This is a genomic window from Pseudoalteromonas sp. BZK2, from assembly GCF_014349195.1.
GTDB lineage: Bacteria > Pseudomonadota > Gammaproteobacteria > Enterobacterales > Alteromonadaceae > Pseudoalteromonas > Pseudoalteromonas simplex.
Genome location: NZ_JACSOG010000007.1, coordinates 12,033 through 30,844 on the forward strand (window position 1 = coordinate 12,033; position 18,812 = coordinate 30,844).

Here is an 18,812-nt window from a genome sequence, read left to right on the forward strand (position 1 = left end):
AATGTAAGCTGAAAGAATTAAGTAATTTATGTACAATAGCTTTTTTAAACGTTTTTCGTTTAATTGCTGTCACCTCATAAAAAATAATAAAGATTGTTTAGCCTTCATGAATATAATTTTCGATACCCAAAGCCTTTACTACCTGCCGCAATATATTCCAGTATACAAAAAACTACTTACTATAGGTATAACTGGACGATTTGTTTTTTATCGCAATAGCCATGAGCAAATAATCCAGCAAATCATAGATGATAATGAACTAGATCATATTTGGGTAGAAAATCAAAAGCAAGCTATTGAATATTATGAAAATAAGCGTGCAGATTGGGTGTTTTTTGCAAACTCATTTATGTTTTTGGACCGTTTACATAAAGTATCTAAAAGCGCGCAGTTAGGACATGGCATTGGGCCTAAATCTAGCTATTACACTAAATCCTCACAAGCCATGACAGTTAGGTTTGTTGAGGGGCAGTATCGACTTGAGCGTTTACAAAATATGTACCCAGATGATTGTTTTGTTGATGTGGGGTTTTGTAAACTTGATGATATTTTTAATCAAGTGCCTCTTGATGGAGCTTTAGAACTAACTAAGTTTGATAAAAGTAAAAAGACGATTCTCTATGCTCCTACATTCTATCCAAGTAGTATCGAGCGTTTTCCAAAAAACTGGCCAGAGCAATTTTCTAATTTTAACATTTTGATCAAACCTCACTATTTCTCAATATGTAAAAGCCGTTATCAAAAGCAACGTGATTTATTAGATCATTGGTCAAACTACGATAACGTCTATCTTGCTCGGGTTGAGGACTATTCACTATTACCATTTTTAGATCAGGCTGATTTACTCATAAGTGATGCATCATCCGCTCTTTTTGAGTTTGCTCTACTTAATAAGCCTGTAATATGGTGCGATTTCTTAAAGTTACGTTGGAGCTACAGAGGTATCTTCTCTTATCGCTTTAAACGCCGTATGGATCAAGATTACGGAGAATATGCCAATATTGCTGTACATGCAAAGAGTTATAAAGATTTACGCAACCTTGTCGCTGAGCAACTTGATAATCCTGAATCTTTGGCAGAGACAAGGCTAGCCTTAGCTGAAAAGCTAGCAGGCAAACTCGATGGCAAAGCAAGTGAACGAATCGTCAATTACTTAGTCGAAAACAATTAAGTTGTTAAGAATACACACGGAAAAATTAATGAAGAAGATAGGTTACACGACAGGTGTTTTTGATTTATTTCATATAGGTCACTTAAATATTTTAAAGCGAGCAAAATTAGAGTGTGATTATTTAATTGTTGGCGTCACGACCGATGAGCTTTGTCGTAACGTAAAAAACAAAGAGCCCGTCATCCCTTTTCAAGAACGAATGGAAATTGTTGAAGCAATTAAGTTTGTGGATGAAGTCGTTCCACAGGTCAATTACGACAAAGAAGAAGCGTGGAATAATTTGAAATTTGATAAAATGTTTGTGGGGGATGATTGGAAAGGAACTGAAAAGTGGAACAAAATAGAAGCTGACTTTGCAAAACTTAATGTTGAAATTTGCTACTTTTCTTACACATCACACACATCAAGCACAAAGCTACGTGAAGTGCTTGATAAGATCACTAAAAGCTAATGAAGAACATCGTCTCGCCAGAATGGCTTAACGAGCACTTAAACCAGGATAACTTGGTTATCTTCGATGCAGGAATGGTACGCCCTGGTTTACCGGGTGAGTATGCACCTAAGGCGATGCTCCCCAATGCACAGCGTTTTGATTTCAAAAAGACGCTGGCAGATAACAGCAATCCTGTACCAAGTATGATGTGCAGTAGTGAGCAGTTCACAGAGCATATGCAACTTGCTGGTGTTAACCAAGACTCTCTAGTTGTGATTTATGAAGACCAAGGCTTGTTCAGTTCAGCCCGTGCGTGGTGGATGTTTAAAGCCATGGGTTTTGATAATGTAAAAGTGTTAAGCGGTGGTTTGGCTAAGTGGCAAGCATTTGGCTTTGCAACACAAGCAAGTTATTCAGCTGCTTATGGTCAAGGCAATTTTGTTGCCAGCCCACGTGTTGATTACTTTATTAGTGCTGAGCAAGTACTTAACTCACTTGACGAACAAAGCACACTAACACTCGATGCTCGCCCTTATGAGCGCTTTACCGGTGAACACGCTGAGCCGCGCGAAGGTATGCGCAGTGGTCATATTCCAAATAGTCGCAGTTTATCTCTAGCAACAGTGCTAAATAACGGTGAGCTTAAACCGCTTAGCGAATTGCAGGCATTATTTGAACAACACATAGCGCCGCATCACACCCAGTTGCAGTTTAGCTGTGGTTCAGGTGTAACTGCTTGTGCAATTGCATTGTGTGCCGATGAATGCGGTTACGCTAACTTACGTGTTTACGATGGCTCATGGAGTGAGTGGGGCGCTCGTCACGAGCTACCTATTGAAACAGGCCCGCATCAATAAACTCAGCGTAATTTTGCCAGCTGTCGATACTGTTTTTATTCAGTGGCTGGCGAATTTGCTTTTTACTCGCCGTGGCTGATGCTGCATTACTTTTATAAAAAGTCAGGCAGTTTTCCTGCCAGCTTAAATCACAAAACGCATAGAGCTTTTGAGTTTGTAGGGTAGGCTCTGCTACCAATTGCTCATAGCTTTGTAAAAAAACGTTTTCAGGATACTTGTTGGCAAAATGACTGACTAATGCCGAGTAATCTTGATGGAACGAGGCAATATCTTCAAGTGTAAAACTGTAGTGATGAAACACACTTTGCGGGTTATACATCTGCCTAAAATTGGCGATGCTGCAATCTTGCCAGTCCCGCTGCATACAAACGATTTTAGCATTAGGAAAAGCCCCTAAAATAAAGTCGATATAGTAAAAGTTAAATGGCTGTTTATCACAACTTCTTAGGCCGTCACTTAGCAGCAGGGCTCTTTGTTGATAGCTAGCTAGTGCTGTTTTTATTGCCTCAGATTCATAAGCCTTATCGAGCATTTCGCTGTCTATTACACGCGCTGATTGCGCTGTGTGTTGTATCAATTGCGCAATATCGTTTAATTCCCCGATGCCTCGTAGCTGTGAACTTTGATTAAGGATTTTCTCAACTAAGGTTGTACCAGAGCGGGGCATGCCAACGACAAAAACTGGCGAGAACTCAGAGTCACTACTTTTAATTGCTTGCTGTTTGCTCTGAGTAATAAGTTTTTGACAAAAGTGGCGATGCTGTGTGGCTTGATAATTAAGTTTACCGGCTATCGCTTGCTTACTTAGTGCAAAGTATTTAAATGCATTTTTGTAGTCATTAAGGTGCTCATAATTAAGAGCAAGACTATGAAAATACACTTGTTGTTCAATAATACTTTTTTCTTTATCCGCCAAGGCTTGTAGTTTTTGGATATGTTGCTCTGCATCTATAACAGTATTGAGTTCAGCCTGCGAGTAGTGGGCTTGATAAAAGCTAGGTTGCTTTGTGGTTAGTTGCTGAAGCAAGCTTTTAGCTGCATCGAACAGTCCGTGAATTTTATAACACACCGCCAAATTATAGCTAATTTGTGGGTTATCTTTATTGCGTTGATAGGCTGCTTTTTGCGAGCTAAGGGCGTCGTTATAATACCCTAAACGGGTCGCGATATTGGCTAATGTATCAAAGTCAGTGGCACTAAAGTCAGCTGTTTGCTGAGCGCTTTGATAATGCACAGCCGCATTACTTACTTTGCCTAACAGTACGTATAACTTGGCAAGTGCTAAATGATAAATCGCAAAAGGGGCTAGGATTAGCGCTTTTTCAAGGAGCTTAATCGCTTTGTTGATATCGCCAGCTGCGGTGTTGACTTCGCTGAGTAAAAAGTAACAAACGTGGTCTTCAGGATTTTGTTTTAGGCGCTGCACAAGTAGGTGATGTGCATAGTTTAGTTGCTTGTTGTTTAACAACTGTTGGATATGAGCGCGAAGCGCTTGTTGGGTATCATTTAGCATAAGCGCATATTATATCAATTCACCAGAATACTTAATTTTATACCAACCCGCAATAATACTTAATCATTTTGAGGGATTAAACCTGTCGCTAGCTGCGTTAAAAATTTCTGATTTAGAACAACTAAATAACAAAATTTTTGCCTTGCTATCAACAAGGTTTTCTTGCCTCAAAATAGACCACTTAATTAAGCGAATTGGTATTAAAAAGCCCTGCCTGAAGGTGGCAAGGCTTTTATAGGTATGTTTAATTACAGCTCAAAGTTGTAGCTAAACTTCATACCGATAGTACGAGGCGCGGTGGTGTAGTGACCATAAACACGCTGTAGCTCAGGTAGCTCTTTGTTAAGCTCAGCATATTGTGACATACCTGCCCAAGACTTATCACGACGTACAGAAGTGAATGCGTACTTATCGAATAAGTTGTCTACGTAAAGCGTTGCAGACCACATATCACCAGTAATTTTGGCAGATAAGTTACTTAGTGCATAACCAGGTAATACTTCGCCGTCTGCTTTTAGGCCTACTTTGGTGATCACATCGCTTTGCGCTGTGATGCCGTAGTTTACGCTTAATAGTTTATCGCCTAGGATATCTTGCTCGTAACGAAGACCAAACGAGAATTGATGCTCAGGAGCGCCCGGTAAACGGTCGCCTTTAGCACCATCATAGTAGCTTTGGTACTGCGCTAAGTCATCGCCTAAAACGCCAAATAAGTAAGGCGCATCTTCTGTCAATTCAGCCTTTGCATACGCGTATGTCGCATATGCAGCCCAGTTATCACCAATCATTGCGCGAGTAGAAAGCTCAACACCTTTTGAATTAGCAGAGCCTGCGTTCGAGGTAATTAACTCTTGACCATTTACAGTGCTACTACCAACTTGCGCATCTTTCCAATCAACATTAAATAATGCTGCATTGAAGTGTAGGCGGTTACGTAACCATGATGACTTAAAGCCTAGCTCGTAGTTGACTGTTGTATCTGGTTTGTAATCTTCTTCGTTTGGCAGGGCACAAACAATTTGTTGCTCAGGTAATACATCAGGGCAAGGAGCAATACCGTTACCACCACCAATACGGAAGCCTTCACTCACTGTAAAGTAAGCAAGTACACCATTATCGAATGTATAGTTAGCATTAAACTTAAATAAGTTACCGTTATCACTAGCGCTCACATTTTCCATAACAAGGTTATCTAGTGAATCAAAATCACCAGAATAAAGCGGTGTTGCAGAGCCTGACGTAGTTGATACATCGTATTCGTAAAAACGAGCACCTAAAGTTACATCAAACTGATCTGTAATACTGTAGCCGATTTCACCAAAAAGTGCTTTTTCAGTGGTTTCGCTATCTGAAATTAGAATGTACTCAAGATCTTGTTCAACATTAGGAATACCACCACCCCAGTACTCAGTCAGACCCGGCGTATACTCACGGTCATCTGAGTGACTTTCTACTTTGTTGTAGAAGCCTCCTACAATCCAGTTAAAAGCGCTATTGCTATTTGACACTAAACGAAGCTCTTGCGTAAAGGTATCGCGATCAGAGGTATCGTGCGTGTAGCCAACAAAAGAAGGGAAGTCGGCATAACCTGACCAAATATCGTAAAGTAGATCGGTTTGATCGCGTTGACCAGACTGCTCATAGCTAGACCAACCAGATGCAGATACCAGCTCAGCAAAACCAAGATCTGCTTTTACTTCTAAGCTTAATAAATCGTTTTCTTCTTCACCTGGCTCAAGTACACGAGCTACGTTTTCGTATTTTCCAGGAATCCCTTGTAGCGCACTGCTATCAGCAAGAGAGCCGTATTGCGATGTCGAGTTACCACCATTTTCTTGCTTTTGATAGAAGTAGTTAAGCGTTGCATCAACATCTTCGGTTGCAAGCCAGCGAAGTGATAAACGTGCTGTGGTGATTTGCTCATCATTAACATCGCTTACGCTTTTTAAGTTGGCATTTACATCGCTGCTGTCTGAAAAGTCAGGATTTGGGTTTGATACACCCGGTTCTTGAACCACGTGGGTGTAGTCAATGTAACCAGGGTTATCGTAATAGTTTAAGCTAGCACGAAGCGCTAATTTTTCTTCAATTAGCGGGGTGTTGAATACCACACCAAACTCACCACCTGTGCCGTCACTTTCGTTAATGCTAAATACATCGCCGGTAACCTTACCTTCAGTGATATCAAGCTCTGGTTGTTTTAGTAAGTAACGAATTGCACCACCTAAAGTACCTGCACCATAAAGTGTACCTTGTGGGCCAATTAGCACTTCAACACGGTCAACATCAGTTAAACGTAAGTCGATGCTAAGTGGAATTTCACCAACATAGGTTGCCACTGTGCCACTATCAGAAATACGGTCAGAGGTATTTGTATTCAAACCACGAACGATAATCGGAGAACCTTCACGGCCACCTTGATCAGAAATTGTTAAGCCAGGTACCCAGCGTGCGACATCTTCTAGATCACCAATGTTTTGGTCGCTAATTACATCGCCATTGAGCGCTGTGATATTAAGCGGTGCATCCTGCACAGAGCCTGCACGTCGTGTTGCAGTAATTTGAATAGTTTCAATTGATTTATCAACTTCGATAGCATCTTCTGCAGCAAACGCCATATTGCTATTGATTAAAACTGCAGAAATTGCACTTGCAAGTAGAGCAGGCTTAAAAGTGTTCATGATTGATTCCGACTTAGTTACAGTAAATTTATGCTTAAAAAATAGACATCACTAGTGATTTAAGCTTAAAAATTGATGATTTAGTGAATTTATATCCAATTGTAATGTATTTTTATTCTTATCGTCCATGTGTTATTTGCAATTAAATGCAAAATAATTGAATAAATACTCTGTAAGGGATTAGCTGTCGGAATAAGGGCAATGAGTACAGCCATTACTACAGCAATGGCCGCGTTTTAAAAAGAACCAGCGGCTAAATACCATGTAGTTGTTTTGCATGGTGTAATCGAGATTTTCTATTAAATTACCTTGAGTAAAATAAGGCTTAGCAAAGGCAAGCTGCTGTTCAAGAGGCTGTTGGTAAAGTTTAGATAAAAATAAATTTATCTTTTTTATAGTACAGTCTCGGCATAAACACTCTGTTGCTGCCTCATCGAGTGGTAAAATATTGGGCAGCTCATTACACCAACAGGCATTAATATTGTCGGCTTGGCAGTGAAGGGTTGCTTTGCATTGTGAGCAAGTAAGGGTTGTCATTAAGTAAAAAGATGCTTTGAGATTGAAAAGGTAAGCATAGCAAATGGATAAATTAGACGCATTAGATGAGTTTGCTCGTTTTGGTGATGATCGATTTGAGGCAATTTCAGTAATTACCAGTACTCCAGACACGCAAGGTGGTGTCTATACTCTGACGCAAGATGTTTTCTGTCAGGTTTTACAGCGTGTTATCGACGGCGAAATAGATATTGATGAACTAGAGCTTTGGGCAAACGTAGTAGAGTCTCGGCAAGACATTGACGAAAGCGCCGTTGAAGGGGCTATTTATGCACTAAGTAATAACGAGCAAATGGGTGAGTTGAGTATAAGTACGCTAAAGAAGTTATTAGCAGTGACTTTAGGCTGAAAGAATTTTATACCTTTCAGCCTAAGGTATTTACTGCTTGCTATTTATGATAGCTTAAGCAGGTTTCCACTTCGTTTTTCGAACCTAAGATCACCGCCACACGTTGGTGAATAGCGTCAGGTTGAATGTCCATGATGCGCTCAGTGCCTGTAGAAGCTATGCCGCCAGCTTGTTCGATTAACATTGCCATTGGGTTTGCTTCGTATAATAAACGTAATTTGTTTGGTTTGTTTGGATCTTTCGTGTCGGTTGGGTAAGTAAAAATACCACCACGACATAATACACGGTGCACATCACCCACCATTGCAGCAATCCAGCGCATGTTGAAGTTACGACCACGTGGGCCTGTGTCACCAGCAATTAAGTCATTGATGTAATTTTGCATCGCAGGTTGCCAATGGCGTTGGTTTGAAGCATTGATAGCAAATTCGCTGGTCTCTTCAGGTACGCTTGCAAAATCTTGTGTTAATAAGAAGGTACCGTGCGTTTTATCTAAGGTGAAAAAGCGTGTGCCCTTGCCGGTTGTTAACGCCAGCACGGTTGATGGGCCATATAATACATAACCCGCTGCAACTTGGTTTTTACCCGGTTGCATAAAAATACTAGGATCAGCTGGATCTGAACCTTCAGGCGCCGCCATAATTGAGAAAATCGTACCAACGAGTGAGTTGATATCAGTATTTGATGAGCCATCAAGTGGGTCGAATGCAACAATGTAGTTGGCATCTGGATTACCCGCAACGGTGAAGTCTTCTTCTTCAGAGGCAATGGCTTTTACGTAGCCCGATTCTAATAAAATATCTTTTAAAAGTTGATTAGTTAGAACATCGAGTTTTTTCTGAGTTTCACCCTGAATGTTTTCGTCTAGGGTTGAGCCTAATACGCCAGATAGGGCGCCTTGACCAACACGAAATGAAATTTCTTTACATGCCGCAAGTACCGTTCTGATCAATGAGATCAGTTCACGAGGGCAACCATCTTCTAACAATACCGGTGGGAGTCTACGCATTCTATTTTCCTGATAACGTTGTAGCCAGACATTTTTAGTGTGAGAGAGAATGTCTTAGCAAGCGCTGAATTTCGTCTTAAATAGCTGATTTTTATAAACGGTACTTTATACTGCTTAATACCTATACAGTATTTAAAACGCGAATAACAAAGATAAGATTATGCAAAAAATACCATTACTACGATATCTGCTCTTAGCTGTGCTACTTACTATGATAACTCAAGCACACGCAGCAATTAAGTCTATAAATGATTTTACTGAAAAAATGACTCATTTTTCAGGCTATTTTTCATTTTACTACGACACAGAAAACGGCAAATTGTATCTTGAAGTGGATAAACTCGAGCAACAATTTTTACTACAACAAAGCCTACCTTACGGTGTTGGTTCAAATGATATTGGCTTAGATCGCGGTCAGTTAGGTGACACACATTTAGTACAGTTTGAGCGTTTTGGCGATAAGGTAATGCTAAGAGCCATCAATACATATTACCGCGCTAATACTAATAACCTTGCGGAACAACAAAGTATTAAAGAGGCGTTCGCATCGAGTATTTTAGCGGGTTTTAGTGTTGTAGCTCAGTCAGATACTGCGGTACTTGTGGATTACACCCCTTATTTATTAAGCGATGTTCATGGTGTAAGCCGTCGTTTATCGGCAACCGGGCAGGGAAGTTTTAGTCTAGATAGTAACCGCAGTGCGGTATATTTAGCACGTTCAAAAGCGTTTGAAAAAAATACAGAATTAGAAGCCGTACTTACTTTTCAAGGTAATAACCCAGGAAAGTATGTACGCCAAGTGAGCGCAGACCCTTATGCGCTGACAGTACATATGCATCACTCATTAATTGAATTACCTGATGATAACTACACCCCGCGCAAGTTCCACCCTCAAGCAGGTTTTTGGAGCATTGAGCACAAAGATTATGCGGCAGCGCTGGGTGAGTCTATGTATGTGCGTTACATCCCGCGTCATCGTTTAGCAAAAAAAGATCCGAGCCTGCCAATCAGCGAGCCCGTTGAACCGATTGTTTATTACTTAGATCCGGGCGTACCAGAGCCAGTTAAAACAGCGTTACTTGATGGTGCTAAATGGTGGAATGATGCCTTTAATGCAGCAGGTTATAAGAGCGCATTTATCGTTAAAGTGCTCCCTGATGATGCCGACCCTATGGATATACGCTACAACGTAATTCAATGGGTGCACCGTGCAACCCGTGGTTGGTCGTATGGCAGTTCAGTGATTGACCCTCGAACTGGCGAAATTATCAAAGGCCATGTGACACTCGGGTCACTGCGTGTTCGTCAAGATATCCTAATTGCAGAAGCATTAGCAGCTCCCTATTTTGAAGGCAATGAAGTGGCTAAGCGTTTACAAGCCATGGCGCTTGATCGTATTCGTCAATTAAGCGCTCATGAAGTAGGGCATACTTTAGGTATTTCGCATAACTTTGCAGCGTCAGTGGCAGACAGAGCTTCTGTGATGGATTATCCACACCCACTACTGAGCTTCAATGAGCAAGGTAAATTAGATGTAAGCCGAGGCTATGCTGCTGGCATGGGCGTGTGGGATACCCAAGTTATTAAATATGGTTATAGCGATTTCACTAATCAAGATGAAGCACAGCAATTGGCTGCTATTTTAGCCGAGAACAAAAGCAAAGGGTTGGAGTTTATCTCAGACAGTGATGCCCGCGCTCAAGGGGGCGCTCACCCAACTGGGCATTTATGGGATAACGGCAGTTCACCGAGTGATGAGCTTATGCGGGTACTAGATGTTCGTAAACAAGCGCTGACGAGCTTTGGTATCGAAAACATCAAAACGGGCACTGCTTTATCACAACTAGAAGAAATGCTGGTGCCACTTTATTTGTTCCACCGCTATCAAGTTGAAGCGGCGGTTAAATTAATTGCCGGTGTAAATTACGAGTACGAAGTTCGTGATGGTTCACAACCAAAAGGGGCACAGGTTGTGGCAAAGCAAACACAGCAAGCGGCAGTGGATGCCGTACTTGCGACATTAAAAGCTGAGAACCTTGTTTTGCCTGAGTCGGTTTTAGCGCTTATTCCACCAAAAGCGTATGGTGAATCAAAATCACGGGAGAGCATTGTTGGTCGCACAGGACTAACGCTCGATGCGATGGCACTGCCTGAGGTTGCTGCAGCACATAGCTTGAGCTTACTTTTTAATAGCCAACGCATTAACCGTTTAGCGCAGCAGCAAGCACGAAGCGATGCATTTTATGGTTTAGATGCGTTATTAGCACAAACTTATCAGCAAGTTTTCGAACAAAAAACTGCCTCAGGGATGGCAGGTAAAATTAGCCAACGTGTGCAGCTTTTAACGGCGAAACAATTTGCCGACTTAGTCGCTAGCAATGAGGTGGCACCCGAAGTACAAGCTCAGCTTCGTTACTACTTAGCTAAACTTGCAAAGAGTTACCAGCAAGAATCAATGCTAGGCAGTGTATCCGTTGGCAACAGTGCATTTAAGCAATATTTAAGCGAGCAAATCAGTCACTTTTTAGAAAACGGTGAATGGCCTGCAAACTTTAAAGTGTTGCCAATGCCACCGGGTTCGCCAATTTAACTCACCTTTCTTTTAAGACGCCTAGCATAGCTAGGCGTTTTACTTGCATAAAATTGGATATTTGCTAATCTAGCGGCCTTCCTTTTTTGTCTTTTTGAGGTGTATATGGCGTTCTTTTCTCGCTCGTTGTTAGCAGCGGCCATTACATTCTCTAGCTTTTCCAGTTACGCAACCCTAGAAAAAAAACAATGCGATGTAGAGCTAAGCCATGGCTTGATCATCACTGATGATGTCATTCGTATTGTTGATAAAGGTCAAACTCGCGTACAAATCAACAACGATAACCAATTGTTTATACGTGGTTATTGGGTTGATTTAAGCCCAGAAGAAAGCCAAGTTGTGGAGCAATTCAGCCGCGGTATCAGGCAAACCGTCCCTGAACTTGTTGACCTGGCGACCGATGGTGTAAACCTTGGCTTAAGTGCTATCGAGCAAGTTGTTGAGGGCATGTCAGACAAAGAGCCTGAAGTGCTAAAAACTCAACTGCAATATGTTGAGCGTGCACTAATGGATAAATTTAAGCGTGGCGATGACTTTTTCTTTATTGCTCCGCAGTCGCTGTCGAAAATCGATGACTTTTTTACCAAAGAAATCAGCCAAAAAATTCACTCTGCAGTTCACGGTTCACTTGGCGCTATTTTAGTTTCGCTAGGTGATGCCTTTAAATCGCGCGAAGGTAACATCGAAGACCGTATCAATGATATGGGGCAGCGTATGGACATCATCTCAAAAGAAATTGATAAATCACTACAAAAGAAAGCAGAGCAATTAGAGATGAAAGCCTCAGAATACTGTGAGTGTTTGAACTCATTAGATGTCACTGAGTCACGATTACAACAAATGGTGCCGGGGATGGCCGATTTTGATTTGGTACAAATAAAGTCTTAATACGAACTTAAAACGAAAAAGCCCAGCAGTTGCTGGGCTTTTTCGTTTTTACTTGTTTGAATTAGCTAAACTTAGCGGTTTCAGTTTCTAAATCGCTAGTAAGGCCTTTGATCAAATCGGTTGCTGTATGAGCCTGATTAGATACATTAGCCGTTTGTGAAGCCGTGTCTGAGATAGTTACGATGCGCTTGGCGGTGTCTTCACCAGCATCAAGCTGCTCTTTTGCAGCAATAGCTATCTGATGGCTCATTTGCGCGATTGCGCTGAGTGAGCTGGCAACGCGTTTTAGTTCTTCATTGGCTTTAGTCGATTTTTCTACGGTTTGTTCACTGGTACTCATACTGAGCGAAACAGATGACTTGGCATCTTGGGTTGCAGCTTGTAGTTTGCCAATCATATTGCGGATTTCTTCAGTGCTGGTCTGTGTGCGTTGGGCAAGCCCACGAACTTCATCAGCAACCACAGCAAAACCTCGTCCTTGCTCACCTGCACGGGCAGCTTCTATTGCCGCATTAAGCGCAAGTAAGTTAGTTTGTTCGGCAATACCTTGAATAACACTCAGTACATTTGCGATGTTATTTACTTCATCATCAAGCACTTGAATATTATTACCAGCGCTGTCAATTTGCTGCTCTAAAAGCGCGATGGTATCAGCAGCCTCGCTGGTTAAGTGGCTGGCACTTTGACCTTGTTGCTCAGCTTCTTGCACTGAGTAAGCGGCTTGCTCAGCATGTTCTACAACAGTTTGTGCTGAGGCTGTTAACTCGGTAATAGCTGAAGCTACCATTTGAGTTTCTTCGTTTAGGCTACGAGTGAGTTTGTCGAGCTCAACAGAGCGATATTCGTTATCGACACTTTGATTTTTTAAGCTATCTGTAACCCCTTTAATGCCACCAACAACGCCGCGTAACCCTTGCTGCATATAATGCATGGCTGCAATAATGCTTTCAGGTGGGGTATCTTGGCGAATATGTGAGTTTAAGTTGCCACGAGAGACATTCTTAACAATACCAATTACTTCATCAATTTCGCCGCCTAAGGCATTGGTGAGTGATGAGCCAAAGCGAGCAATGGCAAAGGTCAGCGCAATGGCAATAAGCATAGATAAGCCCAGCAGCCACTTTGCAGTATTCCAATAACGTTCATCAACTTCTTTGGCGCTAATGCCTGTACCAACATACCAGCCAAACAGCGGTGTTTTTTGTACTACAGAGGTTAAATCAACGGTTTCACCATCTCGCACTGAATCCCAGTGATAGGTGATGATTTTATTGGTCGTGTTACCCACGAGATTTTCGACCATACGGCCGATACTGTTGCCGCTGGCATCTTTAAAATCGTTAAAGCTGGTGCCGTGTAGTTCTGGGTCGTGCGGAGTGGCGACAAAATCTAAGTTGTTGTCGACGACATACACATATTCTGAGTCGTGGTATTTATTTTCTCGAAGTACCTGAATAGCGAGTTTCTTTGCTTGTGCTTCTTCGAGTTGATTGCTTTTAACCATCAACTCAAATTGCTCAACAATATTGGTGGTGCTCTTCATGAGCTGGTTGATACGGGCGATGTTGTCGCTTTCGCTGGCATGGCGTAAAGATTGTAAGCCAAGTAATGCTATCGCCGATAACGCAATAAACATAGCGATAGCAAATAAGGTGATTTTTGTTTTTAAAGCTAATCCTGATAACACAGTCAGCCTCCTTTATTATTTCCCCTGTTAACTTCTACCACGTTTGTCTGGTTTTATTAAGGAAAAATGACAGCGTTATCATGATTTTTACTCAAGTACCTATTTAGAGCTTCAGTTCGGCTTCTGTCAGGGCACGATATTCACCGCTTGCAAGGTTTTCATCAAGGGTGATGTCTGCTATTTTTTCACGATGTAATTCAACAACTTTATTACCTACAGCTGCAAGCATTCGTTTAACTTGATGGTATTTACCTTCGCAAATTGAAAGGCGTAAGCTGTAACTTGCAAGCTTTTCAACAATAGCAGGGCGGGTTAGTTCTTTTTCGTTGTGTAATTGCACCCCTTGCTCTAATGCTGCAATGGCTTCTTCATCAATAGGTTCTTGAGTTTCAACTAAATAGGTTTTGAATTTGTTATGCTTTGGTGCAGTAATTTTGTGTGACCAGTCGCCGTCATTGGTGATGATCACTAACCCTGTGGTGTCGATATCTAAACGGCCTGCAACATGAAAGTCGCTCATATTTGGTTCATCAAGTAAATCAAATACAGTCGGGTGAAGGTCATCTTTATTGGCACATACATAGCCAGCTGGTTTATGGAGCATGAAGTAGCGTTTGCCTAAAAATACCAGTGGCTCGCCTTGCCAGCGCACATCGTCATCTTGGTTGATTGAATAATCAAATGAGGTGATCACCTCGCCATTAACGGTGGCGTATTTACGTTTTATACCTGCTTTGGTTTTACTGCGAGGTAACTCGGCAATATGGCTAATAAATTTATCTAAACGGCATGGAAATTTCATTGGGATCACATTTTTAGTCGGCTACAATGGCGGCGAGTATAGCGGATACTAGTTACCTATGACAGTACACCAAGGACAAATATTACAGTATTACCAAGTGCAAATAGCCAAAGGAGATTTGCAAGAAGACCGTGCCCAGCGCATAGCGATAAATGCTCTTGATAATCTAGCCATAGAACTGGCTGCACCAAGCCATTGGTGGCAAAGCGCTAAGCCAATAAAAGGGGTTTATTTGTATGGTCCAGTAGGGCGTGGTAAATCCATGTTAATGGACGTGTTTTTCAAGCTTGTTGATATTGAAGCTAAGCAGCGTTTGCACTTTCATCATTTTATGAAGCAAGTGCATGAGCGCTTAACTCAGCTGCAAGGGCAAAAAAATCCGCTGACGGTGATTGCTAAAGAGTGGGCAGAGCATATTCGCTTGATTTGTTTTGATGAGTTTTTTGTGTCTGATATTGGCGATGCCATGATCTTAGGTGGCTTATTCAAAGCCCTGTTTGAGCAACAAGTAGTGTTAGTGGCAACGTCGAACTGTCAACCGGAGCAGTTATATCGTAACGGTTTGCAGCGCGCACGATTTTTACCCACTATCGACTTATTAAATGAGTATTGCCATATTTTGAGTGTTGAAGGCGACACAGATCATCGCTTTCGCTTTGGTAAACAAACCGAACATTATTTTATTAATAACAAAGAGGCACTAACAGAGCGCTTTTTAAAGCAAGAGCAAGTAATACAAAGGCAAACAACGATAGAGGTTTGCCACCGCGAGCTTAGCTGTATCTTGCTCGCTCAAGACGCCATTATGTTTGATTTTATGACGCTTTGCTCAGGACCTAGAAGCACCGCGGATTATATTTATTTGGCAGAGCGTTTTCAGCGGGTGTATTTACTCAATGTGCCAGTAATGGGGCGTGGAGCAACAGGCAAACAAATTGTGCATGGTATTGAAGATAGCTACCAGCGAGAAAAGCAGGATTTACAAGAACACTTTTTAGATGATGAAGCGCGGCGCTTTATTGCTTTGGTTGATGAGTTTTATGATCGCAGCCGATTATTGGTGATTTCGGCCGAGGTGGGCATTAGCGATTTATATCAAGGACAAAAACTGGCATTTGAATATGCGCGTACCGAGTCTCGATTAGTTGAGATGCAAAGCTGGCATTGATAAAGAAACACGCCACTGAGGCGTGCTTCTTATTTTCGAGCGCTGAGGCTAGAAGCTGTATGATACACCTATGTATGCATAGCGCCCCTTGCCACCACCGTATTTTGAATAATAATTACCGCGGCCTGATGGGTAAAAGTCCCCTTTATTATCAAAAAGGTTATTCACACCACCAAATAAACGTAAATCACTTTTGTTAGACAGTCCTAATTTATAAGAAACTGACAAATCATGTCTTAGGTATGAGCCGTAATCTTGAAAAGCTAGTTTTTCAGGGTTCGTAACGCATTCATCGCTTCCTTCTGCGCAGCGTTCATCATTATCTGCTAAGTAGCCTAAGTATTCTTCTTCTCTACTTTGGCTTGCTTTAAATGAGCCTAAGTATTTAGTACGCCAACGGATCCGTAACTCATCTTTTCGCCAAGTTAAAGACATTGAAGCTTTATCTTTACTTTCGCCATAGCCCGCATAATGTGTAGTCACTTTACCGCCATCAGGGCTTTGGTATGTTTGCGAGTTCTCGATGACATGATTGTAGTCAAGTTTAAATGCCAACTGACCTAAACTTTGTAAATCATATTCATACTGAGCTGAAACATCATAACCACGTGCAGTTAGCTCATCGAGGTTGTATTTACGTTGTACTATTTCAATGATATTACCTTCATCATTACGGGTAATATCATTACAAAAAGAATTATTTTCACCCCATTGTGTACCTGAGTCATAACACTCTCGTTGAATATTATCATTACTTAATTCAGAGATAGCATCAGAGACAGATATGTCATAAAAATCAATCGCAAGATTAAAATCAGGGATAAACTGAGGGGCAATAGTCACACCGAAAGTATAGGTATCAGCGGTTTCTTCTTTGAGCTCTTTATTACCCACACCCGGTGAATAACGGTTGTTATCATCATCAAATTCAAAGTTAGGATCTTCTGCAATTAGGGCTGCAAGTGTTGGCTCTTTGCGGCAGTTATCATGCCCTGCGTCAGTTGATGTAGCTGTTAGGCCATCACAGATATCATCATAGCTGTCATAGTCGCCGCGTGGTGGTGATAATAATTCTGTGATAGTTGGGGCACGTTGAGCACGGGCATAGTTAGCTCTAAAAGCATAGCCGTTAGTAATTTCCCACATTACGCCTAATTTATAACTGGCAACAGTCCCGACATTATTCATACTGTAGTTAGCTACACGTAAAGATAGGTCTGTATCAAGTGACTTTGCAAATGTTGCATCCCTTAAAAGCGGTAGTGCAAGCTCAGCAAAAGCTTCATATACATCAACTTCACCATAAAAAGTAGGCACATAATTAAAAGTAATACCGCCTGCTCTTATATCATCACTGGTTTTGAGGTCTTGGCTATCTTTGCGGTATTCACCACCAAACACAGCTGCAACTGGCCCTGCAGGGAGCTCAAACAGGTCACCAGTAATGTAGCCTACCGCACCATATTGTTTTATCTCGGTATCAATAATTGGGTTGCTGCGGATCCAAGCGGCCATCTCTTCGGTAATAGAGCCTTCACCAAATAAGTTAATTGCTACACAGCCTTCTGCGCGAGCCGCTTCATCAATACACTGAATTGTGCCATCAGCTAACTCTTCAGCTTGTAAAGCTTGATTAAGTCTAACTGTATTTAATTCATTGCTTCGTACTTGATGTTGTTTAAATCGACCATAGCTGACTGAAAAATCCCAGTCCCACTCGTCATTAAATAGAGTGCCTTGAAGGCCAGCCCAGCTGCGAATAGTTTTTCGACTATTGTCAGTAGTGATGTTACCAACCTCATGAAAGCGACGATCCCAATAAATACGGTCTTTGTATGGGTTTGCATCAAGAATCTCTTGTGGAACATACGGATTGTCAATTGGAATATAACCCGGTTTTACAAGCCCTAAAGGCTCACCTGTAGCCGGATCAAACTGCGGTGCTGTGGCACCCTCATATTCGTCTTCTGGTGATTTATGATTGAACGAATCACTGTCACTGTATTGCACTTGCGCGTAAAACATCACATTGTCAGTAAGGTCATAATCAATTTTAACTGCAGTAGAGAAGTTATCGCTTGGTACATCAAGCATTACATACTGATTTGAATTGATACCATAAATTTCTTCATTACCTTTCCAATCATCACGCAGGGTTTGTCCGTCGTACCAGAGCTGTGTGTCGTTTTTGCCATTTTCTAAAAACACACCACCAGGAAGACCATCACTTTTACTCACCCAATCAGCTTGCGTGATGTCGCGCATACATTGATCGCCATCTGCTGTTTGCATTACATTACACATGCGCTCTTTATCGTAATCGTAGCTATCTTCTATTTGTGCGCGTTTACGGTCGTAAAAAGTCATACCGAAATCACGGTCCCAGTTTGAACTGAAATAAGCATAGCCGCGACCATCATCGAATGACGTACCATAGTTTAAATCGAGGCTAAACTCTTTACTGCCTCCTTCAGTTGACTCGCCAGTTTTAGCTTTAAAATCAAACCCTTCTTTTTTTGATTGAGTGATGATATTAACAACACCGGCCACAGCATCGGCACCATAAGTTGCAGAAGCGCCACCACTGATTATTTCAACGCGATCAACCATGCCGCTCGGAATAGTATTTAAACTGACATAGTTGCCGCTGTAGCTATTAGAAACTACACGACGGCCATCGATCAGCGTTAAGGTGCGATTAGGGCCTAAGTTACGTAGTTCAACTGTTGATAGACCGGTAGTTGAAACGCTTGATTGGCTGGTGGTGTTACCGATGCTCTCGCTAAGAGCTGGCATGTTATCAACTAAAATATCTGATAAGTTGCTTAATCCTGTATCGGAAATAGCGTCACGATCCATCGTTACTAAGGGGGTTGAAATGGAAAAACTATCACGCTTTATTCGTGAACCTGTTACGACAATTTTTTCAGGTTCTTCAGTTTGCTCATTGGCTGTTGGGGTGGTATTGGCAGTGCGAGCTATTTCAGCCTCATCTGCAAAAGCATGTTGACTAAAACCACTGGCAACGGCAAGTGCAATGGCACAAGGTTTGGTTAGTAGATTTCTCACAGGCGTTCCTAGTTGTTATATTTTTAGTTTTTAGAACCAG

At 41.7% G+C, this 18,812-nt stretch carries 14 protein-coding genes; 7 read left to right on the forward strand and 7 right to left on the reverse strand.

Features of this window, described 5'->3' with window-relative positions; all coding sequences use genetic code 11:
• The first annotated feature begins 106 nt into the window (after positions 1-106).
• The 3 genes from BIZ38_RS05600 to BIZ38_RS05610 are packed head-to-tail and all read left to right on the forward strand — an operon-like array spanning position 107 to position 2,461.
• A complete protein-coding gene (locus tag BIZ38_RS05600; protein WP_187489799.1) occupies positions 107-1,171 on the forward strand; it encodes a CDP-glycerol glycerophosphotransferase family protein in 1,065 nt (354 codons plus the stop codon).
• Positions 1,172-1,199: 28 nt separating this feature from the next.
• Positions 1,200-1,622 carry an adenylyltransferase/cytidyltransferase family protein gene (locus BIZ38_RS05605; protein ID WP_187489800.1) on the forward strand — a complete coding sequence of 141 codons (423 nt, stop codon included), beginning with the start codon at positions 1,200-1,202 and terminating at the stop codon, positions 1,620-1,622.
• Positions 1,622-2,461 carry a sulfurtransferase gene (locus tag BIZ38_RS05610; protein ID WP_187489801.1) on the forward strand — a complete coding sequence of 280 codons (840 nt, stop codon included), beginning with the start codon at positions 1,622-1,624 and terminating at the stop codon, positions 2,459-2,461. The genes BIZ38_RS05605 and BIZ38_RS05610 overlap by 1 nt, the downstream gene beginning before the upstream one ends.
• Here the strand turns inward: BIZ38_RS05610 and BIZ38_RS05615 are convergent.
• From BIZ38_RS05615 to BIZ38_RS05625, 3 genes are all read right to left on the reverse strand, one after another.
• A complete protein-coding gene (locus tag BIZ38_RS05615; RefSeq protein WP_187489802.1) occupies positions 2,436-3,974 on the reverse strand; it encodes a tetratricopeptide repeat-containing sulfotransferase family protein in 1,539 nt (512 codons plus the stop codon). The two genes, BIZ38_RS05610 and BIZ38_RS05615, sit on opposite strands and share 26 nt — an antisense overlap.
• A 248-nt stretch (positions 3,975-4,222) precedes the next feature.
• Positions 4,223-6,655, reverse strand: coding sequence for a TonB-dependent receptor (locus BIZ38_RS05620; protein ID WP_187489803.1), 2,433 nt, complete (start codon positions 6,653-6,655; stop codon positions 4,223-4,225).
• Between the two features lie 180 nt (positions 6,656-6,835).
• A complete protein-coding gene (locus BIZ38_RS05625; protein ID WP_187489804.1) occupies positions 6,836-7,192 on the reverse strand; it encodes a DUF5522 domain-containing protein in 357 nt (118 codons plus the stop codon).
• Positions 7,193-7,235: 43 nt separating this feature from the next.
• Between BIZ38_RS05625 and BIZ38_RS05630 the strand changes: the two genes are divergently transcribed.
• Positions 7,236-7,559, forward strand: a complete 324-nt coding sequence (locus BIZ38_RS05630) for a hypothetical protein (protein ID WP_187489805.1) — start codon at positions 7,236-7,238, stop codon at positions 7,557-7,559.
• A gap of 40 nt (positions 7,560-7,599) precedes the next feature.
• Here BIZ38_RS05630 and BIZ38_RS05635 read toward each other — a convergent pair whose 3' ends face one another.
• Positions 7,600-8,568, reverse strand: coding sequence for a class 1 fructose-bisphosphatase (locus tag BIZ38_RS05635; RefSeq protein ID WP_138619101.1), 969 nt, complete (start codon positions 8,566-8,568; stop codon positions 7,600-7,602).
• A 160-nt stretch (positions 8,569-8,728) separates the two neighbouring features.
• Here BIZ38_RS05635 and BIZ38_RS05640 point away from each other — a divergent pair, with 160 nt between their 5' ends.
• Both BIZ38_RS05640 and BIZ38_RS05645 read left to right on the forward strand, forming a co-directional pair.
• Entirely contained in the window at positions 8,729-11,158 is a 2,430-nt protein-coding gene (locus tag BIZ38_RS05640) for a zinc-dependent metalloprotease (protein ID WP_187489806.1), read from the forward strand.
• 105 nt (positions 11,159-11,263) lie between these two features.
• Positions 11,264-12,046, forward strand: coding sequence for a YggN family protein (locus BIZ38_RS05645; RefSeq protein WP_166340496.1), 783 nt, complete (start codon positions 11,264-11,266; stop codon positions 12,044-12,046).
• Between the two features lie 61 nt (positions 12,047-12,107).
• Here BIZ38_RS05645 and BIZ38_RS05650 read toward each other — a convergent pair whose 3' ends face one another.
• Both BIZ38_RS05650 and rsuA read right to left on the reverse strand, forming a co-directional pair.
• Entirely contained in the window at positions 12,108-13,682 is a 1,575-nt protein-coding gene (locus BIZ38_RS05650; protein WP_138601746.1) for a methyl-accepting chemotaxis protein, read from the reverse strand.
• 154 nt (positions 13,683-13,836) lie between these two features.
• A complete protein-coding gene (rsuA, locus tag BIZ38_RS05655) occupies positions 13,837-14,535 on the reverse strand; it encodes a 16S rRNA pseudouridine(516) synthase RsuA (RefSeq protein WP_187489807.1) in 699 nt (232 codons plus the stop codon).
• A gap of 58 nt (positions 14,536-14,593) precedes the next feature.
• Here rsuA and zapE point away from each other — a divergent pair, with 58 nt between their 5' ends.
• Positions 14,594-15,703 carry a cell division protein ZapE gene (zapE, locus tag BIZ38_RS05660; protein WP_187489808.1) on the forward strand — a complete coding sequence of 370 codons (1,110 nt, stop codon included), beginning with the start codon at positions 14,594-14,596 and terminating at the stop codon, positions 15,701-15,703.
• Positions 15,704-15,751: 48 nt separating this feature from the next.
• On the opposite strand, the gene BIZ38_RS05665 is transcribed toward zapE, so the two are convergent.
• On the reverse strand, positions 15,752-18,772 hold the full coding sequence (locus tag BIZ38_RS05665) for a TonB-dependent receptor domain-containing protein (protein WP_187489809.1): 3,021 nt from the start codon (positions 18,770-18,772) through the stop codon (positions 15,752-15,754).
• Positions 18,773-18,812: the final 40 nt, after the last annotated feature.

Excerpts from the sequence above, each read along its gene's own strand:
- BIZ38_RS05600 (WP_187489799.1), top strand. The coding sequence starts at position 107 with ATGAATATAATTTTCGATACCCAAAGCCTTTACTACCTGCCGCAATAT.
- BIZ38_RS05605 (WP_187489800.1), top strand. The coding sequence starts at position 1,200 with ATGAAGAAGATAGGTTACACGACAGGTGTTTTTGATTTATTTCATATA.
- BIZ38_RS05610 (WP_187489801.1), top strand. The coding sequence starts at position 1,622 with ATGAAGAACATCGTCTCGCCAGAATGGCTTAACGAGCACTTAAACCAG.
- BIZ38_RS05615 (WP_187489802.1), bottom strand. The coding sequence starts at position 3,974 with ATGCTAAATGATACCCAACAAGCGCTTCGCGCTCATATCCAACAGTTG.
- BIZ38_RS05620 (WP_187489803.1), bottom strand. The coding sequence starts at position 6,655 with ATGAACACTTTTAAGCCTGCTCTACTTGCAAGTGCAATTTCTGCAGTT.
- BIZ38_RS05625 (WP_187489804.1), bottom strand. The coding sequence starts at position 7,192 with ATGACAACCCTTACTTGCTCACAATGCAAAGCAACCCTTCACTGCCAA.
- BIZ38_RS05630 (WP_187489805.1), top strand. The coding sequence starts at position 7,236 with ATGGATAAATTAGACGCATTAGATGAGTTTGCTCGTTTTGGTGATGAT.
- BIZ38_RS05635 (WP_138619101.1), bottom strand. The coding sequence starts at position 8,568 with ATGCGTAGACTCCCACCGGTATTGTTAGAAGATGGTTGCCCTCGTGAA.
- BIZ38_RS05640 (WP_187489806.1), top strand. The coding sequence starts at position 8,729 with ATGCAAAAAATACCATTACTACGATATCTGCTCTTAGCTGTGCTACTT.
- BIZ38_RS05645 (WP_166340496.1), top strand. The coding sequence starts at position 11,264 with ATGGCGTTCTTTTCTCGCTCGTTGTTAGCAGCGGCCATTACATTCTCT.
- BIZ38_RS05650 (WP_138601746.1), bottom strand. The coding sequence starts at position 13,682 with ATGTTTATTGCGTTATCGGCGATAGCATTACTTGGCTTACAATCTTTA.
- rsuA (WP_187489807.1), bottom strand. The coding sequence starts at position 14,535 with ATGAAATTTCCATGCCGTTTAGATAAATTTATTAGCCATATTGCCGAG.
- zapE (WP_187489808.1), top strand. The coding sequence starts at position 14,594 with ATGACAGTACACCAAGGACAAATATTACAGTATTACCAAGTGCAAATA.